Annotated in this window: 20 protein-coding genes; 6 read left to right on the top strand and 14 right to left on the bottom strand. The window is 72.2% G+C overall.

Translation table 11 applies throughout. The features are described 5' to 3' along the window. Window positions 1–39 precede the first annotated feature (39 nt). From ACX9I7_RS07510 to ACX9I7_RS07495, 4 genes are all read right to left on the bottom strand, one after another. A complete protein-coding gene (locus ACX9I7_RS07510; RefSeq protein ID WP_459386861.1) occupies window positions 40–1,524 on the bottom strand; it encodes an alpha/beta hydrolase in 1,485 nt (494 codons plus the stop codon). Between the two features lie 78 nt (window positions 1,525–1,602). Then, complete coding sequence (locus tag ACX9I7_RS07505) at window positions 1,603–2,061, bottom strand: carboxymuconolactone decarboxylase family protein (protein WP_459386877.1); 459 nt, start codon at window positions 2,059–2,061, stop codon at window positions 1,603–1,605. Window positions 2,062–2,217: 156 nt separating this feature from the next. Beyond that, window positions 2,218–2,412 (bottom strand): DUF397 domain-containing protein, encoded by a 195-nt coding sequence (locus tag ACX9I7_RS07500; protein ID WP_387567162.1) that lies wholly within the window; start codon window positions 2,410–2,412, stop codon window positions 2,218–2,220. Beyond that, complete coding sequence (locus ACX9I7_RS07495) at window positions 2,409–3,224, bottom strand: helix-turn-helix domain-containing protein (protein ID WP_459386860.1); 816 nt, start codon at window positions 3,222–3,224, stop codon at window positions 2,409–2,411. Before ACX9I7_RS07495 ends, ACX9I7_RS07500 begins: the two co-directional genes overlap by 4 nt. A gap of 117 nt (window positions 3,225–3,341) precedes the next feature. On the opposite strand from ACX9I7_RS07495, the gene ACX9I7_RS07490 reads away from it, so the two are divergent. Together ACX9I7_RS07490 and ACX9I7_RS07485 are read left to right on the top strand one after the other, a co-directional pair. After that, window positions 3,342–3,698 (top strand): hypothetical protein, encoded by a 357-nt coding sequence (locus tag ACX9I7_RS07490; RefSeq protein WP_459386859.1) that lies wholly within the window; start codon window positions 3,342–3,344, stop codon window positions 3,696–3,698. Further along, entirely contained in the window at window positions 3,695–3,907 is a 213-nt protein-coding gene (locus ACX9I7_RS07485; protein ID WP_240667768.1) for a DUF6255 family natural product biosynthesis protein, read from the top strand. The genes ACX9I7_RS07490 and ACX9I7_RS07485 overlap by 4 nt, the downstream gene beginning before the upstream one ends. Before the next feature lie 6 nt (window positions 3,908–3,913). Here ACX9I7_RS07485 and ACX9I7_RS07480 read toward each other — a convergent pair whose 3' ends face one another. Both ACX9I7_RS07480 and ACX9I7_RS07475 read right to left on the bottom strand, forming a co-directional pair. Beyond that, on the bottom strand, window positions 3,914–5,314 hold the full coding sequence (locus ACX9I7_RS07480; RefSeq protein ID WP_459386858.1) for a GntP family permease: 1,401 nt from the start codon (window positions 5,312–5,314) through the stop codon (window positions 3,914–3,916). A 44-nt stretch (window positions 5,315–5,358) separates the two neighbouring features. Next, window positions 5,359–5,850 carry a gluconokinase gene (locus ACX9I7_RS07475; RefSeq protein WP_126915672.1) on the bottom strand — a complete coding sequence of 164 codons (492 nt, stop codon included), beginning with the start codon at window positions 5,848–5,850 and terminating at the stop codon, window positions 5,359–5,361. Window positions 5,851–5,989: 139 nt separating this feature from the next. Between ACX9I7_RS07475 and ACX9I7_RS07470 the strand changes: the two genes are divergently transcribed. Further along, window positions 5,990–6,703, top strand: a complete 714-nt coding sequence (locus ACX9I7_RS07470) for a FadR/GntR family transcriptional regulator (protein ID WP_387567168.1) — start codon at window positions 5,990–5,992, stop codon at window positions 6,701–6,703. 90 nt (window positions 6,704–6,793) lie between these two features. Here ACX9I7_RS07470 and ACX9I7_RS07465 read toward each other — a convergent pair whose 3' ends face one another. After that, window positions 6,794–8,299 (bottom strand): amidase, encoded by a 1,506-nt coding sequence (locus ACX9I7_RS07465; protein ID WP_459386857.1) that lies wholly within the window; start codon window positions 8,297–8,299, stop codon window positions 6,794–6,796. Here ACX9I7_RS07465 and ACX9I7_RS07460 point away from each other — a divergent pair. After that, complete coding sequence (locus tag ACX9I7_RS07460; RefSeq protein WP_459386856.1) at window positions 8,298–8,867, top strand: GNAT family N-acetyltransferase; 570 nt, start codon at window positions 8,298–8,300, stop codon at window positions 8,865–8,867. The genes ACX9I7_RS07465 and ACX9I7_RS07460 overlap by 2 nt on opposite strands. A gap of 156 nt (window positions 8,868–9,023) precedes the next feature. Then, window positions 9,024–11,294 (top strand): HelD family protein, encoded by a 2,271-nt coding sequence (locus ACX9I7_RS07455; RefSeq protein WP_459386855.1) that lies wholly within the window; start codon window positions 9,024–9,026, stop codon window positions 11,292–11,294. 51 nt (window positions 11,295–11,345) lie between these two features. Here ACX9I7_RS07455 and ACX9I7_RS07450 read toward each other — a convergent pair whose 3' ends face one another. After that, window positions 11,346–12,989: a fibronectin type III domain-containing protein gene (locus ACX9I7_RS07450; RefSeq protein ID WP_459386854.1), complete on the bottom strand. Its 1,644-nt coding sequence runs from the start codon at window positions 12,987–12,989 to the stop codon at window positions 11,346–11,348. A gap of 380 nt (window positions 12,990–13,369) precedes the next feature. On the opposite strand from ACX9I7_RS07450, the gene ACX9I7_RS07445 reads away from it, so the two are divergent. Further along, the gene (locus ACX9I7_RS07445) at window positions 13,370–14,848 is read left to right on the top strand and encodes an alpha/beta hydrolase (RefSeq protein ID WP_459386853.1); all 1,479 of its coding nucleotides are present in this window, start codon (window positions 13,370–13,372) and stop codon (window positions 14,846–14,848) included. Here the strand turns inward: ACX9I7_RS07445 and ACX9I7_RS07440 are convergent. The 6 genes from ACX9I7_RS07440 to ACX9I7_RS07415 form a co-directional block, all read right to left on the bottom strand. After that, complete coding sequence (locus tag ACX9I7_RS07440; protein WP_459386852.1) at window positions 14,845–15,309, bottom strand: VOC family protein; 465 nt, start codon at window positions 15,307–15,309, stop codon at window positions 14,845–14,847. The two genes, ACX9I7_RS07445 and ACX9I7_RS07440, sit on opposite strands and share 4 nt — an antisense overlap. A gap of 42 nt (window positions 15,310–15,351) precedes the next feature. Then, window positions 15,352–15,570, bottom strand: a complete 219-nt coding sequence (locus ACX9I7_RS07435) for a hypothetical protein (protein WP_126915665.1) — start codon at window positions 15,568–15,570, stop codon at window positions 15,352–15,354. 30 nt (window positions 15,571–15,600) lie between these two features. After that, window positions 15,601–17,193 (bottom strand): acyl-CoA mutase large subunit family protein, encoded by a 1,593-nt coding sequence (locus ACX9I7_RS07430; RefSeq protein ID WP_459386851.1) that lies wholly within the window; start codon window positions 17,191–17,193, stop codon window positions 15,601–15,603. A 209-nt stretch (window positions 17,194–17,402) separates the two neighbouring features. After that, window positions 17,403–18,596, bottom strand: coding sequence for a hypothetical protein (locus ACX9I7_RS07425; RefSeq protein ID WP_459386850.1), 1,194 nt, complete (start codon window positions 18,594–18,596; stop codon window positions 17,403–17,405). Next, window positions 18,596–19,252: an RNA polymerase sigma factor gene (locus ACX9I7_RS07420; protein ID WP_387567329.1), complete on the bottom strand. Its 657-nt coding sequence runs from the start codon at window positions 19,250–19,252 to the stop codon at window positions 18,596–18,598. Before ACX9I7_RS07420 ends, ACX9I7_RS07425 begins: the two co-directional genes overlap by 1 nt. 34 nt (window positions 19,253–19,286) lie before the next feature. Continuing rightward, complete coding sequence (locus tag ACX9I7_RS07415; RefSeq protein ID WP_387567184.1) at window positions 19,287–20,270, bottom strand: DUF4328 domain-containing protein; 984 nt, start codon at window positions 20,268–20,270, stop codon at window positions 19,287–19,289. Window positions 20,271–20,485 lie beyond the last annotated feature (215 nt).

Genomic DNA, 20,485 nt, shown 5'->3' with positions numbered 1-20,485 from the left:
CCTCCCACGGGGGTGGGGGACCGCCCGGCACGCCGCCGCCTACCGACACAGCATGTCCCGCTCCGGCCGCTCCCCCGTGGTGAGGAACGCGGTGACCGCCCGGTCGCCGCAGGCGTTCCCCCTGCGGAGGTACGCGCCGTGACCGCCGGAGTCGACGCTGACCATCCGGGCGCGGTCGCCGAGGGACTCCCGCATCCTCAGCGCTCCCCGGTGCGGTGTGGCGGGGTCGCGGAGGTTCTGCACCATGAGGATGTTCGACGGGCCCTCGTCCGTTATGCGCACCGGCTTCTCCGCCGGGTCGTTCTTCCAGAACGCGCACGGCATGACGTTGGCGGGCATCCCGGCCGTCAGCGGGTACCGGAGCCGGTCGGCGGCGACGGCGCGCTCGTACGAGGCGGGCGACCGGGGCCAGCGCACGTCGTTGCAGAGGACGCCGAGGAGGGTGGCGGCTTCCTCGGGCGACGCGTACGCCGGCTCCACGGCCGGTGGAGCGGCGTCGCCCGCGGCGCGGGCCGAGACGATCAGTTCGGCGAGCCCGGGGAAGGCCCTGTCGTCGTAGAGGGCCATCTGGAGCCGGGCCCGCAGCCGGTTCCCGGTGAGCCGCTCCGTCCCGTCGGGCCCCCGCTCCGGTACCCGGTCCAGCCTCTCCGCGAGCGCGAGGACCAACGGCCGGACGTCCTCGGGCCGTTCGGCGACGCGGTGCCGGGCGTCCCGGGCCGGGTCGGCGGCCCACCGCGCGAAGTCCGGGAACCTGTCCTCCGTGGCCGACGCGATGTTCGCCGTCCAGCCCCGGCCCACCCGGGAGGGATCCGGGTCGAGGCTGCTGTCGAGCACCAGCCGGTCGACGCGGCCCGGGTACTTCTGCGCGTAGACGGCGCCCGCATACGTCCCGTACGAGACGCCCCACGCCGAGAGCTTGCGCTCGCCGAGGGCCTGGCGGAGCCGGTCGATGTCGCGGGCCTCGTTGACGGTGGAGAAGGAGCGGATCAGCTCGCCGCCTCCGCGGGCACAGCTCTCGGCGACGCGCCGGGCGCCGGCGATGTTCGCGCCGATGTCCCCGTCGGCGGCGGGCCAGGGGCGGATCTTGGTGATCTCGAGATCGCCCCGGCCGAGCCCGCAGTCGGCCCGTGCGCTCCCCCCGACACCGCGCGGGTCGAACGACACGATGTCGTACGTACCGCGCGTCTCCTCACGCAGCCTCTCCCCCACCCGCGCCAGCCACTCCCTGCCGGAACCACCGGGCCCGCCCGGGATGAGTAACAGCGTGCCGCGTCTGGCCTCGAGCCGATCGCTGCGGAGCCGCGAGACGGCGAGACCGATCGAACGCCCTTTGGGCTCGCGGTAGTCGAGCGGCACGGACAGCTCGGCGCACTCGCGGGCGGAGGCGTCGGCGCAGGGCGCCCAGGCGAGGGCGGGCGGCTTCGCCGCGGCTGCGGGAGCCGCCTGCGCCGGGCTCGTCGCCAGAGTGGCGACGGCCCCTGCGCAGGCGGCGAGGGCGAGGGCCTTGCGGCTCGTCATTGACATACAGCCCATGATTGTCCGGACCCGGGCCCAACACCTCCGGTGAACCACCCAATTCGCGATCGGGGTGCCCCTAGGGACTCAGGTCCACTGCTCGGCCGGCGCCTTGCCGGGCAGGGGCCGCCCGATGAGGGCGATGGGCATGAAGAAGTTGACCTGGCCGATCGCGACGGCGAGGGTCGCGAGGGCCTTCGCGTCGTAGTGCCGGGCCGCCTCGGCGTACACCTCGTCGGTCACCCGCTCACCGTGGGGGTTCGGCGTGAGCACGCCCTCCACGAGCGCGAGGGCTGCCCGCTCGGCGTCCGTGAAGTACGGCGCGTCCTTCCAGGACGAGACGGCGGTGATCCGCTCCTCGGACTCGCCTGCGGTGCGGAGGGTGTTGGAGTGGAAGACGGTGAGGTAGGTGTTGCCCACGATCTGCCCGGCGCGCAGGTGCATGAGGGCGAAGGTGGTGCGGGGCACCGAACCGTTTCCGATGGCCTTGAACAGGGCCGCCGACACCTCGGCGATCTCGGGGACGACGTCGAGGGGGTTCGACATGCGGGAGGTCAGGGTCTTGTCGGTCACGGTGGCCGTTTCCTTCCGGGTGGGGCCCGTTCGGGCCTGCTTCGTCACCGCACTGACGGATGCCGGGGAAGGAATGTGACGGGTGGGGGTGGGGAGGTGGTGTGGCGTGGGACACAGCGGGATGCGGCGCTATTGGAGGGTGGCGATGAAGGTTTCCCATGCCGCAGCGGGGAAGAGGAGGGTGGGCCCGTGGGGGGATTTGCTGTCCCGGACGGGGACAGCGCCGGGTATGTTGTCGGCGACTTCGACGCAGTTCCCGTCACCGCCATCGCAATAGGTGCTCCTGCGCCATTCGATCGGGTCCAAATCGAGGGCAGTTTTCATGATGTGCCGTCCTCCAGGTGCTTGATGAATGTCAACGAGTCCAGGGGAGAAAGCGCCATGTCGCGTACTCGATCGTAAGCCAGGCGCAACTGGGCGACTTCCTTCGGATCGTCCGTCAAGCGGGCGGACTTGGCGCCTTCGAGGTAGGCGACCGCATGGCCGTCGGGCAGCCACAGCAGCGAGAGCGAGCCACCCATCAGGTGGTGCACTCCGGCCTTGAACGGCAGCACCTGGACCGTCATGTTCGGCAATGAGGCCGCGTGCTCGATGAGCGCCATCTGGTCATGCCATACCTGCGGATCGGCGGGAAGCCGTCGCAGCACGCTTTCGTCGAGGATGACTCGGACGTTCGGCGCCGGATCCCGGCGCAGGAGTTCTTGCCTGCCGATCCGAGCGGCGACCTGATTCTCCAGCTCGTCGGTGCCGAGGGGCGGCAGTGCCGTGGACAACGCCATCCGGGCGTAGTCCTCCGTCTGCAACAGCCCGGGGATGGTCATCATGTACTTGTGCATGATGACGGCCCTGGCCTCGTACTGCATGAAGTCCTTGTACTTGTCCTTGAACGATTCCTGCTGTGCGAGCCTCCACAGGCGGGTCAGCAGCTTCCCCGTCCCGTAGACGGCGTCCAGCGCTTCCATCACCGGGCGCTGCGACAGCCGCTCCCCCGTCTCCAGGCGGTGCAGGTACGTGCGGTCGTACGAGGTGTCTTCCGAAAGCTGCGCGAGCGACTTGCCGGACTCCTCCCGGAGGCGCCGAAGCTCGATGGCAAGCGTGGCTCGCGCAGAGTCGTCATCACCGGACAGGTGTTCCACGATCTCAACTCCCCTTTGTTGTCTCGTGGCTGGACAACAGCCGACCCCTGTTGAGCGTAGCTCCGGCGCGCGACGCTGAAACCGCTCTGCGTAAGGTCAACTCGAAGGGGAGATTCCGTGACCTACCGCGAAGGCGCATACGTGGTGGACACGCGTAGCGCGACGCTCGCCCAGGTGATGGGCAACATCGGCCCGCGCGTGCAGATCAGGCGGCCCGGAGGCGGCCGGGAATGGGAGGCGCCCGCCGACGCGCTGCGTCTGGCGACGCGCGCGGAACGGGAAGCGGCGGGCCTGCGCGGCAGCGCCGCCGCGCCGAGCGCCTCGCCCGTCGGCTGCGCCGAGTGCGTACGGCTCGACACGGCCCGGCGGGCCGCCGGGGAATACGGCGAGCTCACCGAGGCGGCCGTCGACGCCATGGTCGCCGTGCGCAGTCACTTCCGGGAGGCGCACGTCCTGCCCGCGTGGCCGCGATGAGGTGCGCGCACCGGGCCGGGTGGGCCCAGCGGGGCGGTGAGGCCCGCTGTCACGACTGCGGGGTGCGCCGCTTCACGTCGTACGGGGCCCTACGGCCCCCCGGCCTGGCGGCGGCTGTCGCGACGCCCCGCACCTTCCTCGTCGGCCACCAGGCCGACCGGGCCGCCGCGCTGAACCTCACGCGGCGCGCCCGGTACGCGGGGGTGTAGGGACCCCTACAGCACCAGCGACAGGAGCATCACAAACCCCAGCCCCACCACCGAAATCACCGTCTCCATCAGAGACCACGTCTTGAGCGTCTGCCCGACGCTCATCCCGAAGTACTCCTTCACCATCCAGAACCCCGCGTCGTTCACGTGGGAGAAGAACAGCGAACCCGCGCCCACGGCCAGCACCAGCAGCGCCGTGTGGGTCGTGCTCATGTCGGCGGCGAGCGGGGCCACGAGCCCCGCCGCCGAGATGGTGGCGACGGTCGCCGAGCCCGTCGCGAGCCGGATGGCGACGGCGATCAGCCATGCCAGCAGCAGCGCGGAGACGGACCAGTCCTTGGAGATGTCGAGGACCATGCGGCCGACGCCCACGTCGATCAGCGTCTGCTTGAAGCCGCCGCCCGCGCCCACGATCAGCAGGATCCCGGCGATCGGGACGAGGGACTTCTCCACCGTGCCCGACAGCCGCTCACGGCCGAAGCCGGCCGCGCGGCCCAGCGTGAGCATGCCCACAAGTACCGCCGCCAGCAGGGCGATCAGGGGCGAGCCGATGACATCGGCCACCCGCTGCACATGCGCCTTCGGGTCGTCGACCACGACGTCCACGAGCGCCTTGGCCAGCATCAGCACGACCGGGAGCAGCACCGTGGCGACGGTGATCCCGAAGCCGGGGCGGCGTTCCAGCTCCTCCGACGGGCGCTGCGGGACGAGCTTCTCGGGCGGGGTGACGTCGACCCAGCGGGCCGCGACGCGGGAGAACAGCGGACCGGCGATGATCGCGGTCGGGACGGCGATGAGGACGCCCAGCGCGAGAGTCACGCCGAGGTTGGCGCCGATGGCGTCGATGGCCGCGAGCGGGCCGGGGTGCGGGGGGACGAGGCCGTGCATGACGGACAGGCCGGCCAGCGCCGGGATGCCGATCCGCATCAGGTTGTGGCCGCCGCGCTTGGCGACGAGCAGGACGACCGGGATCAGCAGCACGATCCCGACCTCGAAGAACAGCGGCAGACCTATGACGCCCGCGATCAGCACGATCGCCCACGGCATGGAGCTGCGGCTCGCCCTCGCCAGGATCGTGTCGACGATCTGGTCGGCACCGCCGGAGTCGGCGAGGAGCTTGCCGAGTATCGAGCCGAGGGCGATGAGGACGCCCACGCCGGCGACGGTCGACCCGAGGCCGGTGGTGAAGCTGGTGATGACCTTGTCCAGCGGGGCGCCCGCGACCGCGCCCAGGACGAGCGAGCCGACGGTCAGGGACAGAAACGCGTGGAGCTTGAAGCGGCTGATGAGGAGGACGATGACGGCGATGCCGACGAGGACGGCGATGCCCAGCTGTGCGTGACCCGCCGACGTGATCGGTGCGGTGGGTGCTGCCGCGGCCAGCATCTCGACGCTGAGAGTGCTCACGGGGCTTCCTAATGGGGGGAGGGGGGAGGGAGTGCCTCTGGGAACTACAGGCGCCGCAGCGCGGCTACCGCCCGCTCGGCGATGACGGCCGCCTCGGGCGCGACATCGACGGCGATGCCCGCTTCGTCGGCCCCGAGCGGTTCGAGGGTGGCGAACTGGGAGTCCAGCAGCCGGGTGGTCATGAAGTGGCCCTTGCGGGCGGCCATCCGCCCGGCGATCAGCTCGCGGTCGCCGGTGAGATGGAGGAAGACGAGCCCGGGCGCGGCGGCGCGCAGCCGGTCGCGATAGGCGCGCTTGAGCGCGGAACAGCTGACGACGCCACCGCCGTCCGCCCGGCCGCGGGCCCAGTCGCCGATGGCGTCGAGCCAGGGGGCGCGGTCGTCGTCGTCCAGCGGGGTGCCGGCGGACATCTTGGCGATGTTGGCGGGCGGGTGGAAGTCGTCGCCCTCGGCGTAGGGGACGCCCAGGGCCTCCGCCACCAGGGGCCCGACCGTGGTCTTGCCCGTGCCGGCGACGCCCATCACCACGACGACCATCACGCCTACCTCGCTGTCTCCGTCGACATCGGTTGTTGGTTGAGGCTTCACTGAAACGCATTGAGTACGACGTATTCAAGACTCTGTGACTAAAACGTCATACTTAATCGGGGGCGCCACCCACGTTTAGGCTGATCCCATGGACAAACAGGGGCTGGGGGCGGGGCAGGGGCTCCACGCGCGCGTGCTCGACTCCCTCGGGCCCGCGATCACGGCGGGCGAGTATCCGGTGGGCAGCGTGCTGCGCACGGACGAGCTGGAGGAGCGCTTCGACGTCTCGCGCTCGGTCATCCGCGAGGCCATACGCGTCCTGGAGTCCATGAACCTCGTCGCCTCCCGGCGCCGCGTCGGCGTGACCGTGCTGCCCGCCGACGAGTGGAACGTCTACGACCCGCGCGTCATCCGCTGGCGCCTGGCCGGCCCCGACCGGCCGCGCCAGCTGCGCTCGCTGACCGTGCTGCGCTCGGCGGTCGAGCCCGCGGCCGCCGGGCTGGCGGCCCTGCGGGCCACGCCCGAGCAGTGCGCCGAGCTCACCGAGCACGCCCTGGGCATGGTCGCCACCTCGCGCGGCCAGCAGCTGGACGCCTATCTGGTGCACGACATCGCCTTCCACCGGGTGATCCTGCGCGCGTCCGGCAACGAGATGTTCGCGCGGCTGGGCGATGTGGTCGCGGAGGTCCTCACCGGCCGCACCCACCACCACGTGATGTTCACCGACCCCGACCCGGCCGCCGTCACCCTCCACGTTCGCGTCGCCGAGGCCGTGCGTGAGCGCGATGCGCAGCGGGCGGAGGCCCTGACTCGCGAGATCGCCACCGGCGCGATGGCGGAGCTGGACATTCTGGCGCCCTAGCGCTCGCCGGAGGCCGGGTGCGTTATCAACTGCTGGCGCGTCGTGGCTTGTCGCGCAGTTCCCCGCGCCCCTGACGGGGCACGACGCTCCCTAGGCAGGAAGCCCCTCCGGCCAGTGTTCGTGCCAGCGCTGGTCCGCTTCCAGCTGCGCGGCCAGTGAGATCAGCAGTGGTTCGCTGTTGGACGGGCCCAGGAGCTGCGCCCCCATCGGCAGACCGTCCGCCGTGAAGCCGGACGGCACGCTCAGGGCGGGCCAGCCGAGGACGTTCCAGGGCCAGGCGTACGGACAGGCCGCGATCATCCGGGATTCGGTCTCCCACGTGCCGAGCCCCGCCAGCGCGCCCGTGCGCAGCGGCGGTACGGCCGTGGTGGGCGTCAGGACGGCGTCGAAGCGCCAGAACATCTCCCCGATGCGCCGCCGCAGCGGCGCCTCCGCCGCCCGCGCCGCCCGCAGCACCTCGCCGCCGAGCAGCAGCCCGCCGCGCGCGTTGGCGCGCGTCCGGCCGTCGAGCAGCGCCCGGTCGGGCACGCGCGCGGTCCAGTCCCGGATGCCGACCATGGAGCGCGGCACGAAGGCGAGGCCGATGGGGCCGTAGCGCGGGTTCTCCTCCACGACCTCGTGCCCCAGCGCCTCCAGGGTCTCGGCCACGCGCAGGGTCGCCGTCCGCACGGCGGGGGCGAGGGCGTTGCGCACGGCCGCGAAGGCGGGCCGCAGCGACAGCGCGATCCGCAACCGGCGGCGGGGTTCGTGTGTGGCGGCCGCTACCACGTCGACGGCGGGCGGCCGGTGGATGTCGCCGTCGTGGGAGCCGCTCGCCGCGTGCAGCAGCAGCGCCGCGTCGGCGACCGTACGGGCCAGCGGCCCGAAGCAGGTGATGCCCCGGAACGGCTCGCGGTCCGGCCAGGTGGAGATCCGCCCGCGCTGGGGCTTGATGCCGACGAGGTGGGTCCAGGCGGCCGGGATGCGGATGGACCCGGCGCCGTCGGAGCCGAGGGCCGCCGGCACCAGCCCGGCGGCGACGGCCGCGCCGGCGCCGCCGGACGAGCCGCCGGGGGTGTGCCCGAGGTTCCAGGGGTTGCGGGTCACCCCGAAGGCCGGCCCGTCCGTGACGGGCCACTGCCCCAGCTCGGGGGTGTTCGTCTTGCCGACGATCACCGCGCCGGCGGCCCGTAATCGCCGCACGGCCTCGCTGTCCGCCGGTCTCGGGGGGAAGTCCCCCGGGCAGCCGAACGCGGTCGGCTCGCCGGCCACGTCCATGTCGTCCTTGACGGCTACGGGCACGCCGAGCAGGGGCAGCCGTTCCCCCGCCGCGAGCCGCCGGTCGGCCTCGTCGGCCTCGCGCAACGCGGCCTCGGCCCGGACGACCCGGAAGGCGTTCAGCGTCCCCCGGGTCGCCTCGATCCGCCGCAGCGAACGCTCCACGACCTCCCGGGACGACACCTGACGCCCGGCCAGCCCCAGGACCTGCGCCTGGAGCCCCTCGAACTCTTCGCTCACGAAACCGGTCACGCGAACCTCATTCCCGCGCGCGCTCGAACGCACGCTAACGGGACTGGAGTTGTACGGACATAAGTCCGTGGCGCACACTCGCCGCATGCGCGAGGAGACAGAGGGGATAGCGGTGCCCGGTGGCCCGTTCCTGCTGCGGCCGTGGGCGGCGGGGGACGTCGGGGCCCTGCTGGAGGCCCACGCGGACCCGTTGCTGCGCTGGCAGGCGCCCCAGCCGGTCGACACGACCGAGGAGGCGCTGCGGTGGATACGGCGGCGGGCCGGCCAGTGGGAGGAGGACGCGGCGTACTCCTTCGCCGTCGTCGAACGGGCGGATCCGCGTGCCGTGCTCGGCGACATCACGGTGAGCGCGGTCGACCGCCGGCATTCCACGGGCTGGGTCTCCTATTGGACGACGAAATCCGCGCGGGGCCGGGGAGCCGCCACGGCGGCCTGTCGCGCGGTGTGCCGGTGGGCCTTCGACGAGCTGGGGCTGTTCCGGCTGGAATTGGGGCACCGCGTCGACAACATCGCCTCCTGCCGGGTCGCCACGGCGGCCGGTTTCGCCGTCGAGGGGCGCGAACGGCAGCGGCTGCTCTACTCCGGCGTGCGCTACGACGTGGAGCGGCACGCGCGCCTCGCCACGGACGAGGAGCCCGGCCCGGACGGCCGCTGACCGGCGCCGCAAATACAACAAAACCCCGGAGCGTATTGACGCCCGGGGTATTTCTCCGCGTATATTGACGGGTTCCATGAGTTGTTCAACTCAACGCATGGGGAAGCTTTATGAGGCCATCATATCCGTGCGGGAGTGGAATTGTCAAACACGGACATGCGCAATGAGCAGGAATTCATCGATCTGCTTCATCACCGGCTCGCCGAACTGCGCACCGGCGCCGAGTCGGCGGTCGAGGACGCCCTGGCGATGGACGGCACCACCTTCCAGGCGCGGCAGGAGCGCGACGTCATGGTGGCCGAGCAGTCCGGGCTGCTCGCGGCGTTCAACGCGGGGGAACACGGGCTGTGCTTCGGGCGGCTGCTGTTCCGCGACGGCGCCGACCACCACATCGGCCGCATCGGCATCCGCGCCGCCGACGAGGACCGGACGCCCCTGGTGATCGACTGGCGGGCCGAGGTCGCCCGGCCGTTCTACCTCGCCACCGGCCACACCCCCATGGGGCTGCGCCGCAGGCGTCACATCACCACCGAGAACCACCGGGTCACCGACCTCCACGACGAGATCCTCGATCTCACCGACACCGCCCGTACCGGCCATGAGGGCAGCGACGCGGACGCCGTCCTCCTCGCCGCGCTCGACGCCGCCCGCACCGGCCGGATGCACGACATCGTGCAGACCATCCAGGCCGAGCAGGACCGCATCATCCGCGCCCCCCACCAGGGCGTCCTCGTCGTCGAGGGCGGCCCCGGCACGGGCAAGACCGTCGTCGCCCTCCACCGCGCCGCGTACCTCCTCTACGCCCACCGCGAGCGGCTCGCCCGCCGCGCCGTGCTGATCGTCGGCCCCAACCCGGCCTTCCTCGGCTACATCGGCGAAGTGCTGCCCGCGCTCGGCGAGACCGGCGTCCTCCTCGCCACGCCCGCCGAGCTCTACCCGGGCGTCCGCGCCACCGGCACCGACACCCCCCGGGCCGCCGAGATCAAGGGCGCGGCCGGCATGGCCGACGCCCTCGCGGCACACGTCCGCGACCGGCAGACCGTGCCCGAGCCCGACGCACCCATCGCCATCCGGCACGACGACGGCGAGCTGCTGCTCACCACCGAGATCGCCACCGAGGCCCGCAGCCTGGCACGGGAGACCAGGCTGCCGCACAACCTCGCCCGCCCCTACTTCGCCTTCCGCGTCATCGACGCCCTCACCGCCCAGATCGCCGACCGCCTCGGCGCCGACCCCTACGGCGGGCCCAGCCTCCTCGGCCCGGACGACATCGCCCAGCTCGGCAAGGCCGTCGCCGCCAACCGCGACGTCCACGCCGCCATCGACGACCTGTGGCCCGCGCTCACCCCGCAGGAGTTCCTCGCCGACTACCTCACCGACCCCACCCACCTCCCCGACGAGGACGCGGCGGCCATCCGGCGCGACGGCGGCCCCTGGACCCCGGCGGACGTCCCCCTCCTCGACGAGGCCGCCGAGCTCCTCGGCGAGGACGACTCCGCCGCCCGCGCCGCCGCCGAGGCCGCGCGCCAGGAGCGCGTCCGCTACGCCCAGGGCGTCCTCGACCTCTCCTACGGCTCCCGCACCCAGGAGTTCGAGGACCGCGAGGACGAGGACTCCGAGGTCCTCGCCGCCCACGACCTCATCGACGCGGAACGCCTCGCCGAACGCCACGAGGAGGCCGACCACCGCAGCGCCGCCGAACGCGCCGCCGCCGACCGGACCTGGGCGTTCGGCCACATCATCGTCGACGAGGCCCAGGAGCTGTCCGCCATGGCCTGGCGGCTGCTGATGCGCCGCTGCCCCACGCGCTCCATGACCCTGGTCGGCGACCCGGCCCAGACCGCCGAACCCGGCGGCTGCGGCACCTGGGACGCCATCCTCGCGCCGCACGTCGGCGACCGCTGGGAGCACGTGCGGCTGGGCGTCAACTACCGTACGCCCGCCGAGATCATGGACCTCGCGGCCGGCGTCGTCCGGTCCGTGAACCCGTCCTTCGAACCGCCGAGCTCGGTACGGGCCACGGGGGAAGCTCCGTGGATGTGCCTCGTCGGCGGCGCCGGCGAGGTGGCGGACCCGGCGGACCTGGCGGACGCGGTGGCCGAGGCGGTCGTCTCCGAGACGTCCCGCGAGATGGCCCGCATCGCGGTCATCGCCCAGCGCCCGCACCACGCGGCCCTGCGCGCCGCCGTGCCGGCGGCCTCGACGGGCGCGAACCCGGACCTGACCCGCCCGGTGGTCCTCCTCGACCCGCGCCAGGCCAAGGGCCTGGAGTTCGACTCGGTGATCGTCGTCGAGCCGGGCGAGTTCGGGACGAGCGACCTGTACGTCGCCCTGACGCGCGCGACCCAGCGCCTCGGCGTCATATACGGCGAGGGCGGGCCCGGACTCCCGGCGGGACTGGAGGGGCTGCGGGGACTGGCCGGGTGAACACACGGGTCCGGGGGCCAAGCGGCCCCCGGACCCCGCCCCCTGTGCGCGTCAGACCTGGTACGCCGCCTCGATCTTCAGGTACGTGCCCGGCGTCTGGGGCTCCCACGTGCACTGGGAGATGTCGCCCGAGTCGACGCCGCACTTGGTCGTCGTGCGGTTGGAGTTCCAGTCGCGCTGGGCGTCCCAGCCGCCGATGGAGCCCAGCCGTACGTCCCGGGCGTGGGCGACCAGGTCGTGCATGTCCTGCTCGTGGAAGCGTTCGCCGCCGTCGTTGATGCCGTACATCGGACAGGCGCCCAGCCGGGCCCAGACCTCGGCGTCCGTGAGGTGCGGGTAGGCCTGCTTGACCGTGCGGTGCATGAAGCGCGTCGCGATGACGGCCTCCGTGCCCTGCGGGCGGTTGGGGTTGCCCATGGTCATGGTCATCCCGTTGAACAGCGACGGGAGGATGCCCGCGTCGGCGAGCATGCCGATGAACGCCTGACCGTCGGTGTTGAACCCGGCGACGAGGTCCGGCGGGCAGTTCGGGTCGTCCGGGCCGTAGACGTCGGCCGGGCGGCGCTCGCGGCCGGCGTCGACGGGGAGGGTGTAGGAGATGCGGAGCTGGGGCCGGGCGTCCAGCAGCATCAGGACGATGCCGATGTGGCGGGCGAGGAATGCCTTGTCCTTCTGGGCCGCGCCCTCGATGTCGAAGTCGATGCGGTCGATGTCGTACGCGTCCAGGATGGCCGAGTACCAGCCGTAGACCCGCTCCACGTCCGTGTGGACGTATTCCGCGATGTGGTTGGTCCAGCCGCCGATGGAGATGACCGGACGGCCGCCCAGCTCCTTGAAGGCGCGCACGTCGTCGGCGTTGTGCTTGCCGTTGATGGCGTCGTAGGTGGGAATGCTCCCCCAGCACGGCTCCATCTGGTCGTTCGCGACGGTGATGAAGCCGAGAGAGACGCCGCGAACACCCGTGGCCTGGGCGATGGGCGTGATCTCGTTGATGTGCCAGTCGCCGGAGACGGTGTTGCCGCCGGCGTAGTCGATGAACGGCATCACCGGGATGTCCCAGGCGGGCCGTTCCCCCTTCGGCTCACCGGAATTGAATTCGACCGTGGTGGGCGAGGAGAACAGGCCGCGGATGTTCATGGCGACGACGGTCGCCTCGTAGTCGGTCTCGGGCGTCAGCCGGCCCACGAGGGCGGGCGGCCCGGTGACCACGACCGGCTCGCGGCCGGGGACGTTGACGGTGATGTGGTACTCGATCACCGCGACCTCGTCGGTCGAGGGCGTCCAGTCGAGCAGCACGGAGCGCCCGAGGACCCGGTCGACCCGCAGGTCGGTGACCGGGGTGGGCGGCGTGTCGTATTCCGGCACGTCCGCCGGAACCCCGTCGACCTTGATGTTCTTGGGCAGCGGGTCGAGCGTGCCGGTGTACGACACGATGACGAAGTTCGTGCCGTGCGCGGGGATTTTCCGCTTCCAGCTCTCGACCGTTCCCGTGACGCGCTGACCCTGCTGGACGACCACGAGGCCGACGTTGTTGCCGACGGTCTGCCCCTGGGCCACGTCGAATTCGATGGTCGAGATGTTCTTGTCCTCGTCGGTGAGGTTGTGGACGGTGAGCCGGACGGAGCCCCCGCCGACCCACTGTTTTTCGACGGAAGGCCGGACGAGGATCGTGTACTCACTGCTGGACGTGGTCATTCCGAGCCCTTTCTCGAGGCCGGTCCCGTGCGGTCACCTGGAAAAGTATTCGGCCGGACGCACGCGGCTAAGGCCCCGATACGGCCTGCCGGAAACGACGGCCGACCCGCGCCAGCCGGGCGCCGTATACAGCCAGGTCAGTCACGCCTCAACGCCGTTACAGCCGACGGGCTTTGACGCGTTCAAGCCGTTGTGGCGTGTCATGGCCGCCTCTTACGCCCCACAACACCGCGATACCGGCCAATCATGAATACTCCACCTCTAACGGTCATGACGCATTTGCAGGGACCAATCCCTCGGTGACCAGGGGGATTTCCCCACCCCTAAGGGAACGGTGGGCCGGATGGGCAGAACGACGCCGGGCGGCCACGCTTGTCGGCATGACGAACCAACGCACCCGCAAATCCATCCTGTTCGCACTCGCCACCTCCGCCGTCGCCGCCACCCTCGCCGCACCCGCCCAGGCCGCACCCGCGGACGCGCCCTCCCTCCGCTGGAAACCCTGCGCCGACGCGCCCACCAGGGAGTGCGCCGACCTGTCCGTACCGGTCGACCACCGCGACCCGGACGGCCCGCAGGCCCACCTCGCCGTCTCCCGCCTCCGCACCGACCACCCGGAAGCCCGGCGCGGGACCCTGCTGCTGATACCCGGCGGGCCCGGCGGCTCCGGCTTCGACCTGCTGAAGCAGAAAGGCGAAGCCATGCGCGAGCAGACCGGCGGGGCGTACGACCTCGTGAGCTTCGACCCGCGCGGTACCGGAACCCACGGCAGCACCCTCGCCGACTGCGGACTGGACAAGGGCGATCTGGAGATCAGCAGCTTCATCCCCTGGCCCGGTCCCGACGGCGACACCGGCGAGAACGCCGCCCGCGGCCGCCGTATCGCCGACGCCTGCGCCCGCAACGGCGGCCCGCTCCTCCGCTCGTTCACGACCGCCAACGAGGTACGCGACGTCGACCTCCTCCGCCAGGCCCTCGGCGAGCGGAAGCTGTCGGTGTACGGCGTCTCGTACGGGGTGTACGTGGCGGCCCAGTACGCGCAGAAGCACCCCGACCGGACCGACCGGGTCGTGCTGGACAGCTCGGGCGACCCCGACCCCGCCCGGGTCGCGCGCGGTTGGCTGGCGAACATGGCCGTCGGGGTCGAGGACCGCTTCCCCGACTTCGCGAAGTGGGCCTCGACGCCCGACAACCCCGACCGGCTGGCCGACACCCCCGTGGCCGTCCAGCCGATGTTCCTCGCGCTGGCGGCGAAGCTGGACGCCTCACCGCGTACGTTCGCCGACGGGCACCAGCTGACCGGCAACCGTTTGCGGATGGGTCTGCTTCAAACCCTCACCTCCCGGCAGGGTTTCGCGCCCCTGGCGAAACTGATCCTCGCCGCCCGCGACACCACGGGCGACCTGACGGTCCCCGACGCCCTGCCCTTGGCGGTGTCCCAGCACGACGCGGCCGTACGGACGGCGACCATCTGCAACGACGTCGCCTGGCCGAAGTCGCTCCCCGTCTACCGGCGGGCCGTCGCCGCCGACCGGATCCGGCACCCGCTGACGGCGGGCATGCCCGTCAACGTCATGCCCTGCGCGTTCTGGAAGGACGAGCCGGCCGACAAGCCCGGCCGGATCACCTCCCAGGGACCCTCGAACATCCTGATGGTCCAGAACCTGCGCGACCCGAACACACCCCACAGCGGCGCCCTCAAGATGCGGGCGGCCCTGGGCGACCGGACCCGGCTGGTCACCGTCGACTCCGGCGGGCACGGCGCGTACCTGGCGAACGGCAACGCCTGCGGCGACCGGGCCGTCAGCGCGTTCCTCAAGACCGGACAGCGCCCGGCCGAAGACGTCGTCTGCCGTTAGACGATGTTCTCCCGGGCCCAGACCTTCGCCTCCTCCAGCTCCCCCTCGCGGAGCCCCGTGAGGATCACCCGGTTCCCGTCCGGGTCGTCGATGGTCAGGTCCGAGGTGAACCACAGGGTGTCCGTGGGGCCCTCGACCCGGGCCCCCTTCAGCGGGGCCTCCCGGAGCAGGATCGCCAGCTCCTCGAGGTCCTGCCCGCCGGCGGCGAAGCTCACGGTGGTGCTGCCGGGGACGGGCTCACCCGGGGTGAGCAGGATGTCCTGGTACTTCATCCGCCGCAGGTGCACCAGTGCGGTGGCCCCCTCCGGTCCCGGGATGGTGGCCAGGGTGAAGAACCCGACGGCGTGGTAGAACGCCTCGGCGGCCTCGATGTCGGCGACCTTGAAGTTGGCGAACATCGGCATGGGATAGATGGTGCGGTCGAAGGCGACCACGGATTCGGCGGTGGTGTTCTCGCTCATGCCGTCGACCGTAGAAGTTGACGTCGCGGCAAGCGCAAGTCGTCAGAACAGTTGCTGCTGGCCGTCCATCGGGGGGCGCTCCGGGTCGAAGAGCACCGGTTCCGTCGCCAGGAGCGGGGCCGAGCGGCGCGAGCCGGGGCAGGACATCAGCTCGTATGTGAAGGCGGGGCGGCGGCCCGGCGGGTCGTGGCGGGCGAAGCGGCCGCCGACGACTGCGATCTCACGGGTACATACGGGACAGGCCCGGCGGGGGGAGGACATCCCACCAGTGTCTCTCAGTCCGGGCGGCGGTCAGAACGAGTCCGCCGGCGCGTGCGTCCCCCACACCTCCCGCAGCGCCCCGCACACCTCCCCCACCGTGGCCCGGGCCCGCAGGGCCTCCCGCATCGGGGGCAGGACGTTCTCCGCCGCGCTCTCCGCCGCCCGCCGCAGCGCGTCCAGTTCGCGCGTGACCGCGCGGCCGTCGCGGTCCGCCCGCAGCCTCGCCAGGCGTTCGCACTGCCGCGTCTCGATCTCCGGGTCGACGCGCAGCGGCTCGTACGGCTCCTCCTCGTCGACACGGAAGCGGTTGACGCCCACGACGACGCGCTCGCCCTCCTCCGTCTCGCGGGCGACGCGGTAGGCGTTGCGTTCGATCTCGCCCTTCTGGAAGCCCCGCTCGATGGCGGCGACGGCCCCGCCCATGGCCTCGACCTCGTCCATCAGCTCCAGGGCGGCGAACTCCAGCTCGTCCGTCATCGACTCGATCGCGTACGAGCCCGCGAACGGGTCGACCGTGGCGGTGACGTCCGTCTCATGGGCGAGCACCTGCTGGGTGCGCAGGGCGAGCCGGGCGGCCTTCTCGCTGGGCAGGGCGATGGCCTCGTCGTAGGAGTTGGTGTGCAGCGACTGGGTGCCGCCGAGCACGGCGGCCAGGCCCTGGACGGCCACGCGCACGAGGTTGATCTCGGGCTGCTGCGCGGTGAGCTGCACCCCGGCGGTCTGGGTGTGGAAGCGCAGCATCTGCGATTTGGGATTCTTCGCCCCGAACTCGTCCCGCATCAGCCGGGCCCAGATCCGCCGGGCCGCCCGGAATTTGGCGACCTCCTCCAGCAGGGTCGTCCGGGCGACGAAGAAGAAGGAGATCCGGGGGGCGAAGTCGTCGACGTCCATGCCGGCGGCGATGGCCGTGCGGACGTACTGGACGGCGTCGGCCAGGGTGAAGGCGACCTCCTGCACGGGCGAGGCCCCGGCCTCGGCGATGTGGTAGCCGGAGACGGAGATGGTGTTCCAGCGCGGGAGCTCGGTCCGGCAGTAGCGGAAGATGTCGGCGGTCAGGCGCAAGGAGGGCTTGGGCGGGAAGATGTACGTCCCGCGCGCGATGTACTCCTTGAGGACGTCGTTCTGGACGGTGCCGGTGAGGTGCTCGCCGGAGACGCCCTGCTCCTCGGCCACCAGCTGGTAGAGCAGGAGCAGCAGGGCGGCCGGGGCGTTGATGGTCATCGAGGTGGAGACGTCGCCGAGGGGGATGCCGTCGAAGAGCTCCCGCATGTCCTCGACCGAGTCGATGGCGACGCCGACCTTGCCGACCTCGCCGCTCGCGATGGGGGCGTCGGAGTCGTGGCCCATCTGGGTGGGCAGGTCGAAGGCGACGGACAGGCCGTGGCCGCCGTCGGCGATGAGCCGGCGGTAGCGGGCGTTGGACTCGGCGGCCGTGCCGAAGCCCGCGTACTGGCGCATGGTCCACGGGCGCTCGGTGTACATCGTCGGGTACACGCCACGGGTGAAGGGGAACGCGCCGGGGGCGCCGAGCCGGTCGCCGGGGTCCCAGCCGGCGAGCGCCTCCGGGTCGTAGACCGGCTTGACGGGCAGTCCGGACTCGGTGGATCGCGATCGGGTCGTCATGGGAAACGCCTCCCGCTGCTCGGGTTCCGGAAGCCTCCACTTCGGACTGTAGTCCTCCGGAGGTGCCCGTCCCGGTCGCCACACACGGCGAAGGAGGAGGGGGGCGCGGGCAGGACCGGGGGAAGAGCCCCGCCCGCGCCAGGTGCGCGGAGCCGACTAATGGGGGGGAACTTCGGCTCCGCGCAGCCGATGACCAGTCGGCTCACTACCTACAGCGCCGACGCCTCGAAAAGTGTCACACCCGGTTTCGGTGCGGGGGCCGGCGCGCTGACACGGGGCACGGTTCGGGAGCGCGGAGCACGGTTGACGAGGTCGTCCCACACCGAGCCGTCGCCGTCCTCGTCGCCCTTGCCGCCCTGGCCGTCGGAGGCGAGGACGCGCTCGCAGTACGTCCGGACGGCCGACGAGCCGCCGGCGAACCGCTCCAGCGTGCGGGCCTCGTCCTCGTCGACGCCCTTGCCGTTGCCGTTCCCGTTGCCATTGCCGTTGCGCTTGCCGTTGGCGAGGAACTCACGGCAGATCTTGGCGGCCCAGACGCGGCCCGCCTTGGCGCCGTCCAGGGTGCCGGGGTCGTTGTTCCCGCCGTCCTTGCCGGGCTTGTCGCCCTTGTTCCCCTTGTCACCCTTCTCGCCCCGGGCGTCGTCCTCGTCACCGTGGAACGGGCTCGCCGAGGAACCGGACGCCGGTCCGGACTCCTTGGCACCGGGGGTACGCGAGGGGTCCGGGCGGCCGGTGGGGCGGGCACTCGCTCCCGGGGAAGGGGTGGTGCCGGGGGCGGGCTTGCCGGGGCCGACCGTCGCGACGTCGGTCTCGTCGGCGAGCGTCACGCTGGCGGAGGGCGACGGCTCCTTGCCGGACCTGCCGAACGGCCCGGGCAGCACGCCCGTCCCGGCCGCGACCGCGACGCCGCCCACCGCGCAGCCCGCGAGGGCCAGCGCGAGGGCCGTCCGGGCGGGGCGCCGCAGGAACGAGCGCACGGCCTCGGCGCGCCGCGAGCCGGCGTCGCGCAGGGCGGCGAGGGGGGAGGCGGTGGCGGCCTTGGGCGCGGTGGCGGCGCGCGCGGCGCGGAAGGCCGCGAGCGCGGCCTCCTCGCCGGGCAGGGGCGCTTCGGCGGCGGAGGTGCCGACGGCGCCCGCCGACGGGATGTCGGTCAGGGAACGGAAAGCCGCGTTCAGCCGCATGGCGACGAGGGCCTCGGCCCCGTCTCCGGCGGCGGGGCTCGCAGAGGCAGCGTTCGCCTCGCCCCCGGTGGGGCGGTCCGCGGTGGATTCCGCTGGAACGACGCCGGTCTCACCGCCGACTGCGGAGCCCGTGGGGGCGGACCCCGCGGGGAGCCCGCGCAGCAGCCGCTCCACGGCGTCGTCATCCAGCCAGTCGTGGTCGTACCGGTGGTCGTCCGCCATCACATGTCCTTCTGCGTCCGCGCGCGCATTTGCGTCACACCGGAAGAAACTGTCGCTCCACCGGCCCGCCGGTCCTGGCCGGCGCCTGTGGCCGGGGGCCCGCCGGGGCCCGCCGTCACCAGCTCGGCCAGCCGTCGCAGACCGCGGTGCGCGGCGGTGCGCACCGCGCCGGGCCGTTTGCCCAGCACTCCGGCGGCGCTCTTGGCGTCGAGGCCGACGACCACCCGCAACACCACGGCCTCGGCCTGGTCCTGCGGGAGCTGGGCGATGAGGGCGAGGGTACGCCCCGTGCCGAGGGCCTCCAACGCCTCCCCGGCGGTGTCCGCGTCGGCGGCCCGGGCGGCGAGCTCGCTCTCGTCGCCGCCGATGGCCGGGCGCCGGCCGCGCATGCGTATGTGGTCGAGGGCGCGGTTGCGGGCGATCGTGGCCGCCCAGCCCCTGAAGCGGTCGGCGTCGCCGGTGAACCGCTCCAGGTCCCTGGCTATCTGGAGCCACGCCTCCGAGGCCACGTCCTCCGCGTCGGCCTCGCCGACCAGCGTGCGCACGTACCCGAGCAGGCGCGGCTGTACGGTCCGGTAGACCGTACGGAATGCCGTTTCGTCCCCGCTCTGCGCCGCGCGCACCGCGACGGTCAGCTCAGCGTCGTCCCCCTGCACGCTCACATCCTGCACCACAGGTCGTACTCGCGGTTCAGGAGGCCGCCGGACCGGCGCTGAAAGGATTCTGCCCGGGCGGCGGACCGTAGGGGACGCCCCCGAACGGCACCCCGTACGGCGGCACGGACGGCGGGACGGACGGCGGCACGGGCGGCATCGCCGGAGGGCCGGCCAGGGCCCGCTGCTCCTGCATCCGCGTCAGCTGCCGGACGACGAGCAGCGCGAGCACGGTGTCGGCCAGGAGCAGCAGCGCGGAGAAGCCGCTGACGGCGAGGGAGCTGTTCAGCAGCTCGACGGCGCTCTCCCAGTCGGATCCGGCGAGGGGCCGCCGGAGCCTCGCCGAGGCGACCGAGGACATGCCGTCGCCCACCGTGCTGAGCACGTTGGCCGCGATCCACAGCACCCACCAGGCGTTGAGCAGGCCCTTGGGGGCGCTCTGCGGGCCGCCGGGGGCGCTGGCCCGGTAGATGTCGTTCGCCATCTGCTTGGGGAACCAGAGGTTCACGACCGGCGTGAACCAGCTGCCCACCGCCCAGCCGCTGCCGAAACGGTGGGTACCGGGCGCGAACACCTCGGCGTTGAGGCGCACCCGGCGGAACCAGATCACCCACAGGACGGCCGTGGCCGCCATGCCGAGGAACGACAGCACCGTCATCGCGTCGGCGAAGGAGTCGGCGTCGTCGACGGCGTCGCTCGTGGACGAGCTCGGATGGCCGTTGGCGAGGATGTCCTGAATGACCCCACGCTGCTGGCCGATGGCCGCGATCTGCAGCATCAGCAGCAGGGCGACCACGCCCAGCAGAACGTTCAGGGCTGTCCGTACGCCGCGCCGCAGATCCACCCCGCCGAACGGAAGCCCGCCGGGGAAGCCGGGCACGGCGCCCGGGTACGGGTGCGGGTGCGGCGGATACGGATACGGGGGCGGGTAGGCGTACGACGCCTGCGCGGGATGCGGCTGCGCGGACGGGTGCGGCTGCTGGTGGGCACCACAGGCGGCGCACCGGCCGTCGGGTCCCACGGCGACAGCGCGGCATCGACCGCACGGATACATCAGCAAGACCCCCGGGAATCGTGGCGTGGTCAAACGGCTACGAGCGGGTGATATTACGCGCTCCGGACGACCTGCCCCGGTCCGGGGAAGTGGGGAGTGACGAATTTTCGATTACCGGCGCTGTAAGAGATGCGTGCCCCACCAGGGTTCGCAGCGGACGGCGGTCGGGGCCTCTCCTGTGG

This window comes from Streptomyces sp. L500 (genome assembly GCF_054551825.1).
This window is presented reverse-complemented; position numbering and strand designations above follow the sequence as displayed.